Genomic DNA, 15899 nt, shown 5'->3' with positions numbered 1-15899 from the left:
TAGACTGCAGACAGAACCGGTCTTACAGTCGCGTGAGGTTGGTCGCACGCGGACCCTTGTCCGCCTGCTCGATGTCGAACTCGACTTCCTGCCCCTCTTCGAGGTCAGGGCCGCCGACGTCTTCCATGTGGAAGAAGACGTCTTCGTCCGCATCGTCGGTCTCGATGAAGCCGTAGCCACCAGTGTCGTTGAAGAAGTCGACAGTGCCTGTCGCCATCGTTAGAGCCTCGTGACGTTGTTGGCGCGCGGACCCTTGTCCGCCTGCTCGATGTCGAATTCGAGCTCCTGTCCTTCCTCGAGGTCCGGGCCGCCGATGTCTTCCATGTGGAAGAAGACGTCCTCGTCCGCGTCCTCAGTATCGATGAAACCGTAACCGCCAGTGTCGTTGAAGAAATCAACCGTTCCTTTCGCCATTGCAACCATAGAGATGCCAGCACCACGGATAACAGTGTCGGTACGATACTCTGGTAGGAAACAGAGAAAACCGCCCGCAGTCTGGCGATTAGGGAGTGTGTAATACTGGCACACCACACGCGTCGGCTGATCTCCCGGCTGGCTGTCGACGCTTCGGCGTCGCGCTCGGTCCTATCATTTCACTAATCGAATGGAATTAGCCATTCGAGCACAAGTCGTAACTATGTACCGCGGTGTCCGGGCCCGCCTTGCGCCGTGGCTGCTCGCTGGCTTCGGTCTCGCTTTTACAGGTGTGGCCGTCGTCTGGCACCTCGGTATCGAGACACAGCGCATCGGACAGGTCGGTGGCCCCGTGCTTGCACTGGGCCTTGACGGACTACTGCCGCTGGTGCTGGTGTATGGCAGCTATCGCCTCGTCTCGTCGTCGACACCGGGTGAGCAGATCTGGACCGTTTTCGTCTGGAGCGTCGCTGGCAGTCTCGCAGTCGGGACGGTCATCGGTTTGAGCGTGTTTATCCGTATGATGGAGGGCCGAACGATCGCCGAACCGGTGTTCGTCACCCTGTTGTCGATGGAGACTGGCGCTGTCACGGGACTCATCGCGGGCACGCTCGCGGTCCGGGCCCGTCAGGATGCCAGCCGTGCGACCCGAACCGCGAACACGCTGTCGTTCGTCAACGACCTGCTCCGGCACGATATCGCGAACGGACTGGTCGTTATTGACGGCCGGGGGACAATCATCCGGCGCAACGCCGACTCGGAGACGATTCAAACGGCAGCGGACGCGATTCGTGAACAGGTAACCGAACTCGACAGCCTGGTCGACAACGCCGGGGCTGTCGTCGAGACCCTCGGTCCCGACCCGACCTTCGAACCGACTGACGTTGTCGGAATCGCCGAGGCGGTGATACAGCGAATCGAGCAAACACATCCCATCGCTATCGAGTTTCAAGCATCGGGCAGCGCGATGGCACGCACAAACGAGGCCGCCCGCCCGGTTCTCCGGAATCTCATAGAGAACGCTATCGAACACGGGACGCCAGCGGCCGAACTCTCCGCCGAGGGGACCGCGACGGACGGGGCAGCGCTACAGAGCGAGGCACCGCGAGCGGAGGCCGGCCAGTCGACTGGAGACGAGCGCGATCACCCGTCGGTGTTCGTCGCGATCCGCGAAACTGGCGATGTCGTCGAGATTCACGTGGTCGACGACGGCCCGGGGATTCCCGACGACCGGCGTGACAACATCTTCGACCCGCGAGCGGGCGACACGCACGGCGGTGGGCTCCATCTCGTCGAGACGCTCGTTACCAGCTTCGGCGGCGACATCTACCTCGCCGACTCCGCCAGCGAATTCGACACGGACTTCGCCGACACCGACCTCGACGGCGCGCACTTCGTTGTCGAACTCCCGCGAGCGTGACACAGTACCGCACGACCGACGTTTCTTGATTGTGGGGGGCACAGTGGGGGGTATGTTCCCTCGCTTGCGCGCACAGGGTCCGACCGTACTCATCCCGCTCGCGTGGCTGCTCGTGGGACTTGCGCATCTCGACGCGGTCACTGAGCGGACAGTGCTGGCGTTTCACGTCGTCGCCGCCGTCCTCATCGCTGCGTTCGCCGTTCTTTCGTGGGACGAGATGGTAACTGGCGTCCTCCGTATCTGGCGCGATATTCTGCTCGTTGGACTCCTGCTCACCGTCGGCGGCATCGTCGGTTTCCTCTACTCTCCGCTCCGGGTTCCGTTCCTGACGACGACACTACTGGGGTGGATGGCTGTTCCGGGCGTCGGCCTCTACTACACTGGGAAGCACGTTCCGGCAGGCCAGCGGGCGTACACGGCCGGCGCAGTGCTGAGTGTTCTCGGCGCGGCAGTGTACGCTGGCGCGCTGTTCCCGCCGGCGGAAACCGCGTTGCTCGCCGGCATCGGACTTGCGCTGGTCGGCCAGACGGTCGGCATCGTTCAGGCGGTGCGCCAGCCCGAGGAATCGTCAGGCTAGGGCTGCGTCGAGCTTCTCGACTGGATGCGGCGGCTCCCCGTCACTTTCTGCCCAGTCGTCCAGTTGCGTGCGACAGGACGCGCCGGGCGCGACCACGGTGTCACCGCAGCTGTCGCCTATCTGGTCGAACAGTATCGAGCCGATAGCTTTGCTCATCGAGAAGTGCTCGGTCTCGTAGCCGAAGGAGCCGGCCATGCCACAACAGCCAGAATCCAGCGGGTCCACGTCGTAGCCGGCCCGCCGGAGCACGCCGACGGCGTGGTGGTCCTTCTTCGTCGCCTTCTGGTGGCAGTGGCCGTGGTAGGTCAGCGTCTCGCGCCCAGCGTCCCAGTCGGCCCCCTCGTCCAGCCGGAAGGTGTCGAGGTACTCACAGACGCCGTACGCGTTTTCGGCGAGCACCTCCACGTCCTCCCCCGAGAGCAGGTCTAAATAGTCCGACTGGAACATCACGGCGTCGCTCGGTTCCACCAGCACCACGTCCCAACCCTCCTCGACTGCGGGAACGAGCGCGTCGACGTTGTCCCGCGCAGTGGCTCGGGACTGGTCCAGAAACCCCTTCGAGTGGGCCGGCCGGCCGCTGTCGGTTCGGTCAGCCAACTGGACGTGGACGCCCGCGGCTTCGAGCACGCGAACGGCGGCTTTCCCGACCTCGGGGTGGCTGTAGTTCGTGTACGTGTCAGGGAACAGCAAGGCTTGCCGCTCGGCATCGCCGGCCGGGACCTGCGGGCCGCGGTCGTCGAACCAGTCCTGTAGCGTCCTGCGCTGGAAGCTTGGAAGCGTCCGCTCGGGGGCGATGCCGACCGCCTTTTCGAGGACAGTGCGAGCGCCCGGCACCTTCGTCGCGAGGTTCGACAGCGGCGCGAACGCGCTTCCGAGTCCGGCAAGCGCATCGATGTTGGCGAACACCTTGTCCCGCAGGCTGGAGCCGTGTTTCTGGTGGTGGGCGTGGGTCACCTCGGCTTTGAGCTTCGCCATGTCGACCTCGCTCGGGCAGTCCTTCGCACACCCCTTGCAGCCGATACAGAGGTCGAGCACCTCGTGCATGAATTCCTCGTCGGTGGGATCGTCCGGGAGGTCGCCGCTCATCGCCTGCCGGAGCATGTTCGCCCGGCCCCGCGTCGCGGTAATCTCCTCCTCGGCGGCGCGGTAGGTCGGGCACATCACGCCCCCGGTGGTCTCCTGTGGCCCGCGACAGCCGCCACAGCCGTGACAGAGCTCCACCATCCCCTGCATCCCGTTGTCGTCGTCCCACTCCAGCGCGGGGTCGAACCCGGTCTCGAACTCGTAGGCCGGGTCGAATCGGAGGTGCTCGGTCATCTCGACCGTGCGCGCCCGCTCGGGCTTTGCGCCGGACTCGACAGCGGCGTCGTCGACGCCGACGACCTGGCCGGGGTTGAGCAGCCAGTCGGGGTCGAACGCGGACTTGAGCTCCTGGAACGTCTCCCAGAGGTCCGGGCCGTAGAGCTTCTTGTTCCACTGCGTGCGGGCGCGGCCGTCGCCGTGCTCGCCCGAGACGCTCCCGCCGTATTTCACGACGAGGTCCGTCACCGCGTCGGCGATGGACTCCATCGTCTCGACGCCCTCGACTGTCTTGGTGTTGATGAGCGGGCGGATGTGGAGCACGCCGGGCCCGGCGTGGGCGTAGAAGGAGGCGAAGGTGTCGTGGGCCTCCAGAATCTCCTGGAAGTCGGCGACGTACTCGGGGAGGTTCTCGGGCGGGATGGCGGTGTCCTCGATGAACGAGCCGTGTTTCTCGTCGGTCGTCCGCGAGAGCAGGATGGGGAGGCCGGACTTGCGCATCTTCCAGAATTTCTCGCGTTTGGCCTCTTCGTGGGCCTCCATGGCGTCGAAGGCCCGCACCGGCGCGTCGACGACGGTCCGGCCCGCCGTCGGGTCGGCGTCGGGGGCGACGCCCTCGGTCCGGTCCGCGAGCAGGTCGGCGACCTTCCGGCGGCCGCTCTCCTCGTCGTCGGCGTAGAACTCCACGATGAGGACCGCCCGGGTCCCGTCGGGCAACATGCCGACCACGTCCTCGAACTCGGCGGTGTCGCGGGCCAGATCGATGAGCACGTCGTCGAGTACCTCGACGGCCGCCGGGTCGTGTTCGAGGATGTCCGAAACGTCTTCCATGGCCTCGATGAGTCCCTCGTAGGCGAGCAAGGCCATCGACTTGGTCTCGGGAATCGGCTCCAGGGACACCTCGGCCTCGGTGACGATGGCAAGCGTGCCCTCGCTGCCGGCCAGCAGCGAGGCGACGTTGACGGTCCCGTCCTCGGCGTCTTCGAGGACCCAGTCGAGGTTGTACCCCGAGACGTTGCGCTTCAGGTCCGGGTAGTGGCTCTCGATTTCCTCGCCCTCCTCGGCGAGTATCCGCTCTATTTCGGCGTAAATCCGGGCTTCGAGGTCGCCGTCTGGGTCCGCCCGGTCGCGGAGTTCTTCGCGGCTAATTTTGCCGAAAGTCGTGACAGTGCCGTCCGCGAGGACGACCTCGCACTCCTCGATGTAGGCGTCGGTCTTGCCGTACTGCAGGGAGTGCGCGCCGGTGGAGTTGTTGCCGATAGCGCCCCCGAGCACGCTCTTGTCGCCCCATGCGGGGTCTGGAGCGAACTTCAGCCCGTGGTCGGCCAGTTCCCCGTTCAGATCGCCGAGCTTGATGCCCGGCTGCGCTCGCGCCCGCCGGTCGTCCGGCCGCGTCTCGACGAGTTCGTTCATGTACCGCGAGAAATCCAGCACGACGGCCTCGTTGACGGTCTGGCCGGCGAGGCTCGTCCCGCCGCCCCGGGGAAGAACCGGAATCTCTCGCTGGGCACAGTAGGACATGACCGCGGCTACGTCCTCGGTCGAGCGCGGGTAGACGACGCCGATGGGCAGTACCTCGTAGAGGCTGGCGTCGGTCGCGTACAACTGCCGCGAGTACTCATCGAACCGGACCTCGCCGTCGATACGCGTCTGCAGGTCGTCTACGAGACCGGACCGGGCGACGGTGTCGTTCTGATAGTCGTAGTTCGATACCTCGTCGGCCGAAGGGTCCATCCGGGTGCCGGAATCGGTTGCCATGGTTTGTTTCGTATCCAGCCGCCCGGCCACCGACGGACCGGGTACTCGGCGGTTTGCTCTGGCTGTTCTAGCTGTACGCCTGTCAAAACAGTTCCGCTACGGCCCCCTCTCACGCACACCCGACCCGGTCGAGTGCCGATCCGTTACGGCGCTTCTATATTTCCGTGATAGCATGTGTTACGCAATTGTTAATATAATCACGAGCGTATATAATGTGATTATGACACACAAAGACGACCCCTTCGAGACAATGCTCCGACTCTTTGCACAGACACAACGGGAGATGATGGACGACAGTTTCGGCCGGTGGACAGGGGCCGATTCGGGACGCCGAACGGACAACAGTCCCGAGTACCGCACTGACCGACCGGTTAGCACACACTCGGACGACCACCGCCGACACGGCATCGACACGAACCTCCACGTCGACGAGACCGACGACGGATACGCCGTGATGGTCGACCTCCCGGGCTTCGAGCGGGACGACCTCGCCGTTCGTTTCGACGACGGCGTCCTCACAATCCAGGGTGAGAGCACGGTTGCTGAAGAGACCAGCGCCGGCGCTCGCCGACACAGCCGACGAGTCGCCGAGCGAGTCGCCGTTCCACAGCCGGTCTCAGACGATGCGATCACCGCCACCTACCACAACGGCGTTCTCGAAATAACGCTGCCACGCGCGGCTGACGCCGACGATTCGAACCGAATCGAAATCGAATAGGCCTTTTTCAACAATTCTCTGTCGATAGTAACTGAACGGGCAGTGATATCATCTTTAGTAACCTGTTATCCTGAGCCAGCGATTGTCAATTTGTCATGTGGTGGGCGAGCGCCCCGGATCCGTCGCGTGACTACAGATCGACCGTCACACGAAGTTCGCTGTCAGTTACCGTTCCGATGGCGTCAGCAGCGATCTCGATGTCGTCCTCGTCGGCGTCACCGAACCCGAGTCCCTGCACCCAAGCCTCGGTGAGGTCCGGGTCCGGTTCGACATACGCGACCTGCTCCTTCGGGTCAACCTGGGTTACGATGCCGATCTGTTCTCCCTGTGCGTCCATGAGAAACTTCCCTTCGTCTTCTGTCGATAGTACTGCCATTTCGTCTGACACCACTGGCCGGATCAAGTAATAAACGTCGGTCACGGCGGCACAGTCTCCGTCTCCTTTTGAGCCTGCTGTCAGCCGACATCCGCCCCTGCCGCTAATACCGTGAGAAGTTCTCGTCGGGGTATACCCCTTCGTCAGTGATATCTACTACGTCCAGCGTCGCCAGCCGACTGAGGCGGTCTGCCGCGTCCCCTTCGTCGACGCCCAGTTCCACCGCCCGTGCCAGCACCCGGTCACGGGTGGGCACGGACTCGATGAAGCCGTCACTGTCTGTCTCTGTCTCCTCTGCGATGATCGCCTTCAGGATGGCCCCGTGTTCCCGCTTCGACGGTGTGATGCTGTCACCGGTCCAGTCCACACTCAGTGTCCCATCTTCGTTGACGTGGGAGACGACGAACCCGTCCGGCAGCGCTTCCGTCACCGCCGCCACCAGCGCCGCCCGGTCGAGGCGCGCCTCGAACCGGAAGCGCCTGCCATCTCTGGACTGCCCAAGGCTCCCGACATTCGTCCCCGCTTTTGCTATCGCCTCCGAAACCGCGTCAGCAAGCCGCTCCTGTACTGACGCCGCGACGGCACCCCGTTCCGCGCTGAGGGCGGTGAGTTCGTCGGTCAGGGTCGCGTGGCGCTCCATCTGCTCGTGTGCTGACTTTTCTGTCATACCCATGCTACTCGTCGCCACGAACGTACCTGTTCCGGCGGCTGAGTCAAGTCAATAGGGCAGCGCGGTAGTCGCTACTTGATCACCTCGTCCAAATCCGCTTGAGAGGGTCGTTACTGCTCACTTAGTTCGTGGAAAAATGCCGCCTCCCGGATTTGAACCGGGGACAGCTCGATCTTCAGTCGAGTGCTCTCCCAGTCTGAGCTAAGGCGGCGTGCACTCCAAGCGATGACGAGGGTAGAAAAAAGCATTTCGAAAGCGGGCGCAGATTATGTGGTATCGACGAGTGGTTCGGCCGCCGATTACGGGAGAAACAGGTCCGCGCTGTCGAACGTCTCGCCACAGTCGTCACATTCGTACTCAGTACCATTGGTCGTTGAGACGTGCCCGCTACAGGCCGGACACGTCGAGCCGTCTATCATGCCACGCACTACCACTACTCCGGATATATGGGTTACGGGCGACTATCAATCGAGATAGAGGGCCTGATATTGGGAGTTGGCGGCTGCGCGTGGGCGCTTGCCCCGCTGGAGTTCAAACTGAGGCCGAAAGCGGCGAGGCGTAGCTGGCTCTACCACAACTGAGCTTGGAATTGAATGCCCCAAGGAACCCAGTTGTTCCGGGGCGTCCTCGTGAGCGAAGCGAACGAGGGCTCGGGAGAGTAGTGCCCTCTCGGTGGAGTCGAACCGACGGAAGACTCACTGCGTTGCGCGCGACTGGCAGGAATCGAATCCACTGAGACCGTCCGCTCCTCACGTCCGTTCGTCGCAGGATGGGTCCGGGCGGATTCGAACCACGGTCACTCCGCGCTGCTTCGTTCCCTGATTCGAACCGTCCAGCCGCATCACACACGCGGCGCTCGTCAATGAGCGCAGCGAGAGGTTCAGTGGGTCCGGGCGGATCCGAACCGAAGGAAGACTCACTGCGTTCGTCTTCCAGGGTTCGAATCACTATCCCCCACACAGACACCGCTGGCTCCTCGTTACACTCGCCGCAGTCGGTGTCAGAAGTGGGTCCGGGCGGATTCGAACCACCGGCCTCGGCCTTGTAAAGGCCACGTCATAACCAACTAGACCACGGACCCGTACTCCACCGTTTTCCATCGGCAGGAATAACGCTTTCTCTCTCAGTCGACAGTGGGCACCGACAGTATTACCCACGGCCTGTCCCTCACACGGAGTATGCAGCGCCCTGCCGTGGTTGTCCTGGGAGCCGTCGGGCTTCTCGTCGCCGCCGCCGTGGTCCTCCAGACCGGGCTCTGGGTCGAGGTGCTGGGAACTGGCGAGTACGAGGAGGGGACAGTGACGGTTCGAGAGGGAGCGACGACGGCGACGACACCGACCGGGACGGACGCTTCGACGCCGGAGACGACCGTCGCGGTACGTGAAGACAACGCTGGGGAACCACTGGGCACGGTCGAGGTTCGCATCGCACAGACGTTCAATCAGCGCTATGTCGGACTGAGCGAGACCGAGTCACTCGGACCGGACGAGGGAATGCTGTTCGTCCACGAGTCCGAGGGGACACACACCTACGTCATGCGGAACATGTCGTTCCCGCTCGATATCATCTTCATCGACGCTAACGGCACTATCACAACGATCCACCACGCGCCGCTCCCGCCGGAGGGCGAACAGTACAGCGCGGAGTATCCGGGCTATGGGAAGTACGTCCTCGAAGTGAACCGCGGGTGGACAAACCGAACCGGCGTCGAGGTCGGCGACCGGGTCGACCTGCCGCCCGAAGCCACGTAGCCCGACGACCTTTTGCGGGTTCGGCCCCTGAATTCGATAATGGATTTCGACGCGGGTTCGGACGACGACGTGTTCGAGGACGCCAGGGAACGCGTCGACCGGCCGATGCTCAGACTGTTCACCGGCTACGGCCGGGGGCAGTTGGGGGCGTTCGTTGTCGGCCTCTGCAGTTCTATCGTGGCCCGGATGCTGGACCTGCTGCCGCCCATCCTCCTCGCGCTGGCTATCGACGCCATCTTCCTCCAAGAGACCGAGTACGGGCTCTTCCTGGTTCCCGACGCCTGGATTCCCAGCGGCCAGGGGCCGCAGTTGTGGCTCACGGCCGGCATCATCGCCGCCTCCTTTGGCCTCGGGGCCGTCTTCCACTGGAGTCGGAACTGGGGCTGGAACAAGTTCGCCCAGCACGTCCAACACGCCGTCCGCACCGACACCTACGAGACGATGCAGCGGCTGAACATGGACTTCTTCGCCGACAAGCAGACCGGCGAGATGATGTCGGTGTTGTCAAACGACGTGAACCGGCTGGAGAAGTTCCTCAACGACGGGCTCAACTCCGCCTCGCGGATGATAATCATGGTCGTCGGCATCGCCACGTACCTGTTCTATATGAACTGGCAGCTGGCGCTGGTCGCGTTGCTCCCGGTGCCGCTTATCGCGGTGTTCACCAAGCGGTTCATCGAGACTATCCAGCCCAAATACGCCGAGGTGCGGTCGACGGTCGGAAAGCTCAATTCCAGACTGGAAAACAACCTCAGCGGCATCCAGATAATCAAGACCGCCAACACCGAACCCTACGAGGCCGACCGCGTCGAGGATTCCTCCGAGGACTACCTCGACGCCAACTGGGACGCCATCGAGACGCGCATCACCTTCTTCCCCGGCCTCCGACTGGTCTCGGGCCTCGGGTTCGTCGTCACGTTCGTCGTCGGCGGGCTGATGGTCACCGGGCAGGCACCCGGCCCGCTGACGGCGCCGCTCTCCCGCGGGCAGTTCGTCGCGTTCATCATTTACACCCAGCGGTTCGTCTGGCCGATGGCGCAGTTCGGACAGATTATCAACATGTACCAGCGGGCCTACGCCTCCGCCGAGCGCGTGTTCGGGCTGATGGACACGCCTGGCCGCCTCGAAGAGGCCGAAGACGCGCCGCCACTCGCCGTGACCGACGGGCGGGTAGAGTACGATGACGTGACCTTCGGCTACGACAGCGACGACCCGGTGCTCTCGGACGTCTCTTTCGAGGCCGAGGGCGGTGAGACGGTCGCGCTCGTCGGCCCGACCGGCGCGGGGAAATCCACCGTTCTGAAGCTCCTGCTCCGGATGTACGACGTGGACGAGGGCGCAGTCCGCATCGACGGGCAGAATGTGCAAGACGTGCAGATACAGAGCATCCGCCGTGCCATCGGCTACGTCAGCCAAGAAACGTTCCTGTTCTATGGCACGGTCCGCGAGAACATCGCCTACGGAAGCTTCGACGCCACCGACGAGGAGATCGTCGCTGCCGCGGAGGCCGCCGAGGCCGACCAGTTCGTTCGCAATCTCCCCGACGGCTACGACACGATGGTCGGCGAGCGCGGCGTCAAGCTCTCGGGCGGCCAGCGCCAGCGCATCGCCATCGCCCGGGCGATGCTGAAAGACCCCGAAATCCTCATTCTCGACGAGGCGACCAGCGACGTGGACACGGAGACGGAGATGCTCATCCAGCGGTCCCTCGACGACCTGACCGCCGACCGGACCACGTTTGCCATCGCTCACCGCCTCTCGACGGTGAAAGACGCCGACACGATTCTCGTCGTTGAGGACGGCCGCATCGTCGAACGGGGGAGCCATGATGAACTGCTTGCCGCCGACGGCCTCTACGCCAACCTCTGGGCAGTCCAGGCCGGCGAAATCGACGAACTTCCCGAAGACTTCGTCGAGCGGGCGATTCAGCGCCGGGCGCGGACGGATGCCGACGACTGAACCGGCGAGGACTCCTTGTCCGAGCCGTCAGTGGTCGGCATTAGCTGATGACTGAAGGGGGAGGACGCTATGTTCGAGCCGTTTGGCTCTGCTGACATCTTATTCTTCAGATGTGGCGCGGCCGACAGCTGGTCGCCGGAAATCAATGCCCCGAGGAATCAGAGTTCTCTTCTGTCACTCTGTCCTGTCGGTACTTGGCGGTGCTAGCTGACCCACACTCACAGACGACAGCACGCTCCCACAGCTCAGACAGTAGTTCTGCCGCGACCGTCGACTGACCCTCGCGTGACAAACAGATACGAGACGACGAACGAGACTGCAAACAGCGGCGGGAGAGTCAGGGTTTGCGTCATCGGATCTGGCGGCGTGACGAACGCCCCGACGATGAATGCGAGGAGAACAGCAAGCGAGTAAGCAGTAACTATCCGTTCGCGCCGGTCGGCTGGCTCCGAGCGCGACTCCCAGTCGTGTCGGACGTAGCGGACCCAAACGTAGTAGACCAGCCCAAAACCCGTATACAGGAACAGGAACGTCCAGAGAGTTGAGCCGTTACGTGCGCTGGCCTCTGCACGGGCCCAGTAGCCCAGTGCGATGAGATTTCCAACGTAGATGACGGTCGTAAGCGCCAGAGCAGCGCCGATTAAAGACTGTTCAACGGCGAACGGGGCGGATTGCACAGGTCGCAGTCGTTTTCAGATGCGTATAGGCTTTCGGTGAGAGACGCCTCGCTGGTTCAACAATTCAATAGCAAAGACGCCGATTTCTACCCGGCCGAACGCAAACGATTATTACGTGTCATATTGTAATATTATCACATGTCAACCACGTACCTCGCTAGCATGGGACTAATGGGCGCGTTCGTGGTGGCGGTGGTCGCATGGATGGTCCGGGGACGCCGCTGGTACCAGTACAGTCCGGGAGCGTCGACGAGCGCCCGGTCCACAGCGGGCGAGCGCGAAGACCGCTTCGAGACGTATGCCGACCAGCCGATGGCCTGGGTAGGCGCGTTCGCGGTGCTGGTCGTCGGCCTTCTCGTCGGTGTCGTCGCCTCTATCTCCGGCCCCGTCGAGGTCCAGTCGATAGCGGGGCTGGCGGTCGCTATCGTCGGGGGTGCGGGCCTCTGTGGATACCTGCTGTTCGGCGTGTACCTCTCGGCGACGCGCCGTGGGCACCCCCGCTCGCTGGCGGTCGCCGAGTCTGCGACGGTCGCGGGCGTCCTCTTCCTCATCGCGGTCAGCTTCCAGCTACTGGCCTGACCCCTTCACAGTATCGAGTACGCCGCTGCACCGGTCAACGCGAGCGCAGCGACGGTGCCGCCGAGGACGAGGTACGTGACGGCCCGAGGTTCCCAGCGCAGGTGCTGGTAGTACGCGGCGACGCCGACGGCCTTGACGACCGACAGTACCATGATGAGCGCGAAGGCGACCCAATAGGCGCTGTCGACGAGGCCGGCGAACTCAACGACAGCCTGCGCGGTCGCGAAGGCGAACAGTACGACGTATATGACGGTGTAGCCTTTCCAGTCCATGGTTATAGGATGTAAAACAGCGGGAACAGGAACAGCCAGACGATGTCGACGAAGTGCCAGTACAGCCCGAAGTACTCGATGGCCCTGTCGTCGCCCTGGTAGGCCCCGTTCCAGGCCCTGACGACCATGTACGCACAGATGATGAGCCCGATTGTGACGTGGGCTCCGTGCAGTCCAGTCGTCAGATAGAACGTCGACGACGCGATGTTCGTCGAGAGGGTCCACCCGTTCGGGAACGCTTCGCTGTGGATGTGGAACAGGTGCTGCCACTCCAGCCCCTTGTTGATGAGGAAGCCGACGCCCAGCGCGAACGTCCCGACGAGGGCGGCGACGGTCCCGCGCTTGCTCTCCCGCTCGGCGGCGACCATCGCCAGCACGACGAGGAAACTCGACGTGAGCAACAGGTACGTGTTGATGAGGCCGGGCATCGTCACGTGCTCGGCGGGGATGAGGTCGTGGTGCCAGGCCGTCCAGCCGTAGGCGACCCGGACGAAGGCGTAGGAGCCGATAAAGGCCCCGAAGAGGACGATGTCGCTCGCCAGGAACGTCCACATCCCGAGCTTCATCTTCTCGACTGACGAGAAGGGCCACCGTTCGGCGATGGCCATCTCCGGCGCGTGGAACGGCTCGCGGGTCATCCCGACGAGCGAGCCAAACGTCACGAGGCCGCCGATAGCTGCCATCGACAGGTACACCATGCTCCCCGTCCGCACGCCCGAGAGGCCGAGGAACGTGACGAACCCGCCGAGGCTGACGAGGAACGGCCAGAAGCTCGCGTGGCTGGCGTGTTCCTCGCCGGCGGTCTCGTGGGCCGGCTCCATCGCGGTGGCCGTCGCCGCGGCTCTGGCCGTCACGGCCCCGCCGTCCGTGGCGGTCCCGCCGTCGGTCGCCGCGTGGCCGTGGGCCGCAGCCCCGGGCGCACTCTCGGTCCGCTCGGCCACCGTCTCGTCGTCGAGGAACTCCAGTTTCCCGGTGGCGTAGCTGGGGACGCCCGGGAAGTTCTCCAGCGGCGGCGGCGACGACACCGCCCACTCGGCGGAGGTGGCGTACTCCCAGGGGTTCGGGCCGGCGTCCTCCCCGCGCCAGAGACTCACGAAGAGGTTGTAGAACATGAGGAGGAAGCTCGCGCCCAGCACGAACCCGCCGACGGTCGCCATCGAGTGCCATATCTGCAGGCCCTCGGGGTAGACGAACACCCGCCGCGGAGTCTCCCAGGCGATGAACATCGGGAAGTACAGCAGATTGAACCCGAGGAAGTAGACGCCGAACTGTATCTTCCCCAGGCGCTCGTTGTACATCTTCCCGGTTATCTTCGGGTACCAGTAGTACAGGCCGCCAAAGAGGGCGGTCGCGCCCGCGACCATCACGTAGTGGAAGTGCGCGACGACCCAGTAGGTCCCGCGGAACTGGTAGTCCAGCACGATAGCCCCGAGGAAGACGCCCGTGATACCACCGATGATGAACAGGATGAGCGCGCCCAGCGAGAACAGGAACGGTGTCGTGAACCGGACCCGCCCCTTCGCCATCGTGTAGATGAGCGAGAACACCATCAGGTCGAACGGCAGGGAGATGCCGATGGTGGTCGCCATGAAGATGGTCTTGATGGGGAGGTTGATGCCGGTCAGGAACATGTGGTGCATCCAGACGACGAAACTCTGGATCGCCACCAGCACCATCGAGATGATGAACCACTTCCGGCCGACGAGTCGTCGGCCTGTGAAGGTCTGGAAGCACTCAGCCATCACGCCCAGCGCGGGGAAGAAGACGATGTACACCTCCGGATGGCCGAAGAACCAGAACAGGTGCGCCCACAAAAGCGACGCGCCGGGGTTGTCCGCGTCGGTCGCCATCGTCGTCCCGTCGATGGAGTACTGGAAGTAGGTCGTCCCGAGGATGTGGTCGGAGGCGAGAATCATCAGCGCGGCCAGCAGCGCCGCGAAGGCAAAGAGCATCATCCAGACGGTGAGGTTGATAGACAGCGAGAAGATGGGGATGTCCCGCATCCGCAGGCCCTCGGCGCGCATGCGGTACATCGTCGTCAGGAAGTTCACCGACCCCAGCGTCACGGCGGCAGTGAACATGATGAGCGCGAGCACGACCGAAGTCGCGCCCAGCCCCTCGCCGGGGATGTAGGCCGGCGTGTTCAGCGGGGCGTACATCGTCCAGCCGCCGGCGAAGGTGGTCCCCTGGAAGAAGGAGACGCCCATCAGGATACCCGAGAACAGGTACAGCCAGTACGACAGGGCGTTCAGGCGTGGGAAGGCGAGGTCGTCCGCACCGATTTGCAGCGGGACGAGGTAGTTGGCGAACCCGAAGGCAAAGGGCGAGATGAACCAGAACACCATCAGCAGGCCGTGGGTCGAGACGGCCTGGTTGTACCCTATCGACCCGAGCAGGTCAGCGCCGGAGGAAATCAGTTCGAGGCGGAACAGCAGGGCCAACACCCCGCCGAAGACGAGGAAGAACAGCGCGGTGATGAGATACAGGACGCCGATGTCCTTGTGGTTGGTCGTGAGGAACCACCGGCTTACCGACGACTTGGGCGGGAGGCCGTGGTCGTGGCTCACGCGCCGACACCCCCCGCGGTCGCGTCGGGCGCAGTGCCCGCGGTCGGCGTTCCGAGGCTTGCCGACTCAGTCGTCCCGTTCGCCGCCTGGCCCCCGCTCTGTCCGGCAGTCCCGTTATACCAGTCCCCGTACTCGTCCTGGGGCATCACGACCACCTCCGCCGTCATCAGCGAGTGGCCGCTGCCACACAGTTCGTAGCACTTGGCGGTGTAGGTCCCCGTCTCGTTGGCCGTGAACCAGGCCGAGGTGTACTGGCCCGGCACGGCGTCGGTCTTGACCCGCACCGCCGGTATCCCGAAGTTGTGGAACACGTCCGTCGAGGTCACCCGTAACCTGACCACCCGGTCCTGTGGCACGTAGAGCGTGTTCGCCGTGTGCCCGTTCGGGTAGATGAAGTCCCAGCCGAAGCGGTACCCCTCCACGTCGATTTCCAGCGCCTCCTCCTGGGCCGGGTCGGGACCCTGCTCGATGTACAGCAGCTGCGAGTACGTCCAGGCGATGAGCGAGACGACGATGATGGCGCTGATGCTAAAGGAGTAAAACACCTTCCGACCGCCCGAACCCCCGGTCGGAAGCTCACCCATCTCGGGCCGCTCGACCTTGTCGGCGTACGGGTCCGTTCCGCTTCCGTCGTCGCGGTACTTGAGCGCGTGGTACATGGTATAAGCCACGACGACCACCCCGACAGCCGTCCCCAGTAGCAGGAACACCTCGAATATCTGGTCGAACACTGCGCTTGGTGCCCTGACGTCGCCACCGTGCAAGGGAAACACAATCGCGACAAGTGTTATCATGGGTCCCGGCATTATCTTCATGATTCTTCCCACCCTGTAATAGGTATTGGGGACAGATAGTTGACATA

15 protein-coding genes and 2 tRNA genes are annotated in these 15899 nt (G+C 63.6%); 6 read left to right on the top strand and 11 right to left on the bottom strand.

What is annotated here, in order from left to right; all coding sequences use genetic code 11:
* Positions 1 to 22: 22 nt before the first annotated feature.
* Positions 23 to 217, bottom strand: coding sequence for a cold-shock protein (locus BVU17_13540; protein ID AUG48495.1), 195 nt, complete (start codon positions 215 to 217; stop codon positions 23 to 25).
* Positions 218 to 219: 2 nt separating this feature from the next.
* Positions 220 to 414: a cold-shock protein gene (locus BVU17_13535; protein AUG48494.1), complete on the bottom strand. Its 195-nt coding sequence runs from the start codon at positions 412 to 414 to the stop codon at positions 220 to 222.
* 190 nt (positions 415 to 604) lie between these two features.
* On the opposite strand from BVU17_13535, the gene BVU17_13530 reads away from it, so the two are divergent.
* Both BVU17_13530 and BVU17_13525 read left to right on the top strand, forming a co-directional pair.
* Entirely contained in the window at positions 605 to 1834 is a 1230-nt protein-coding gene (locus BVU17_13530) for a histidine kinase (GenBank protein AUG48493.1), read from the top strand.
* 52 nt (positions 1835 to 1886) lie between these two features.
* The gene (locus tag BVU17_13525) at positions 1887 to 2411 is read left to right on the top strand and encodes a hypothetical protein (GenBank protein ID AUG48492.1); all 525 of its coding nucleotides are present in this window, start codon (positions 1887 to 1889) and stop codon (positions 2409 to 2411) included.
* Here the strand turns inward: BVU17_13525 and BVU17_13520 are convergent.
* The gene (locus BVU17_13520; GenBank protein AUG48491.1) at positions 2403 to 5468 is read right to left on the bottom strand and encodes an FAD-binding oxidoreductase; all 3066 of its coding nucleotides are present in this window, start codon (positions 5466 to 5468) and stop codon (positions 2403 to 2405) included. The genes BVU17_13525 and BVU17_13520 overlap by 9 nt on opposite strands.
* A 220-nt stretch (positions 5469 to 5688) precedes the next feature.
* Between BVU17_13520 and BVU17_13515 the strand changes: the two genes are divergently transcribed.
* Entirely contained in the window at positions 5689 to 6186 is a 498-nt protein-coding gene (locus BVU17_13515; protein AUG48490.1) for a heat-shock protein Hsp20, read from the top strand.
* Positions 6187 to 6316: 130 nt separating this feature from the next.
* Here BVU17_13515 and BVU17_13510 read toward each other — a convergent pair whose 3' ends face one another.
* From BVU17_13510 to BVU17_13495, 4 genes are all read right to left on the bottom strand, one after another.
* Positions 6317 to 6562 carry a hypothetical protein gene (locus tag BVU17_13510; GenBank protein ID AUG48489.1) on the bottom strand — a complete coding sequence of 82 codons (246 nt, stop codon included), beginning with the start codon at positions 6560 to 6562 and terminating at the stop codon, positions 6317 to 6319.
* A gap of 103 nt (positions 6563 to 6665) precedes the next feature.
* Entirely contained in the window at positions 6666 to 7229 is a 564-nt protein-coding gene (locus BVU17_13505; protein AUG48488.1) for a hypothetical protein, read from the bottom strand.
* A gap of 140 nt (positions 7230 to 7369) precedes the next feature.
* Positions 7370 to 7443, bottom strand: a tRNA-Phe gene (locus tag BVU17_13500).
* A 796-nt stretch (positions 7444 to 8239) separates the two neighbouring features.
* Positions 8240 to 8313 (bottom strand) — tRNA-Val (locus BVU17_13495).
* A gap of 97 nt (positions 8314 to 8410) precedes the next feature.
* Here BVU17_13495 and BVU17_13490 point away from each other — a divergent pair.
* Positions 8411 to 8983, top strand: a complete 573-nt coding sequence (locus tag BVU17_13490) for a hypothetical protein (GenBank protein ID AUG48487.1) — start codon at positions 8411 to 8413, stop codon at positions 8981 to 8983.
* 39 nt (positions 8984 to 9022) lie between these two features.
* On the top strand, positions 9023 to 10942 hold the full coding sequence (locus tag BVU17_13485) for a multidrug ABC transporter ATP-binding protein (GenBank protein ID AUG48486.1): 1920 nt from the start codon (positions 9023 to 9025) through the stop codon (positions 10940 to 10942).
* 245 nt (positions 10943 to 11187) lie between these two features.
* Here the strand turns inward: BVU17_13485 and BVU17_13480 are convergent, their stop codons facing one another.
* Positions 11188 to 11619 (bottom strand): hypothetical protein, encoded by a 432-nt coding sequence (locus BVU17_13480; GenBank protein ID AUG48485.1) that lies wholly within the window; start codon positions 11617 to 11619, stop codon positions 11188 to 11190.
* A gap of 138 nt (positions 11620 to 11757) precedes the next feature.
* Here BVU17_13480 and BVU17_13475 point away from each other — a divergent pair, with 138 nt between their 5' ends.
* Positions 11758 to 12198: a hypothetical protein gene (locus tag BVU17_13475; GenBank protein AUG48484.1), complete on the top strand. Its 441-nt coding sequence runs from the start codon at positions 11758 to 11760 to the stop codon at positions 12196 to 12198.
* Between the two features lie 5 nt (positions 12199 to 12203).
* On the opposite strand, the gene BVU17_13470 is transcribed toward BVU17_13475, so the two are convergent.
* The 3 genes from BVU17_13470 to BVU17_13460 are packed head-to-tail and all read right to left on the bottom strand — an operon-like array spanning position 12204 to position 15843.
* Positions 12204 to 12470, bottom strand: coding sequence for a hypothetical protein (locus BVU17_13470; GenBank protein AUG48483.1), 267 nt, complete (start codon positions 12468 to 12470; stop codon positions 12204 to 12206).
* Positions 12471 to 12472: 2 nt separating this feature from the next.
* Positions 12473 to 15037, bottom strand: coding sequence for a cytochrome C oxidase subunit I (locus BVU17_13465; GenBank protein ID AUG48482.1), 2565 nt, complete (start codon positions 15035 to 15037; stop codon positions 12473 to 12475).
* A complete protein-coding gene (locus BVU17_13460) occupies positions 15034 to 15843 on the bottom strand; it encodes a cytochrome c oxidase subunit II (GenBank protein AUG48481.1) in 810 nt (269 codons plus the stop codon). The genes BVU17_13465 and BVU17_13460 overlap by 4 nt, the downstream gene beginning before the upstream one ends.
* Between the last annotated feature and the right edge of the window lie 56 nt (positions 15844 to 15899).

This window comes from Haloarcula taiwanensis (assembly GCA_002844335.1).
In the GTDB taxonomy this organism is placed as follows: Archaea; Halobacteriota; Halobacteria; order Halobacteriales; family Haloarculaceae; genus Haloarcula; species Haloarcula taiwanensis.
Note: the sequence above shows the minus strand (reverse complement) of the source record. Positions and strands in the feature narration are given on the sequence as shown.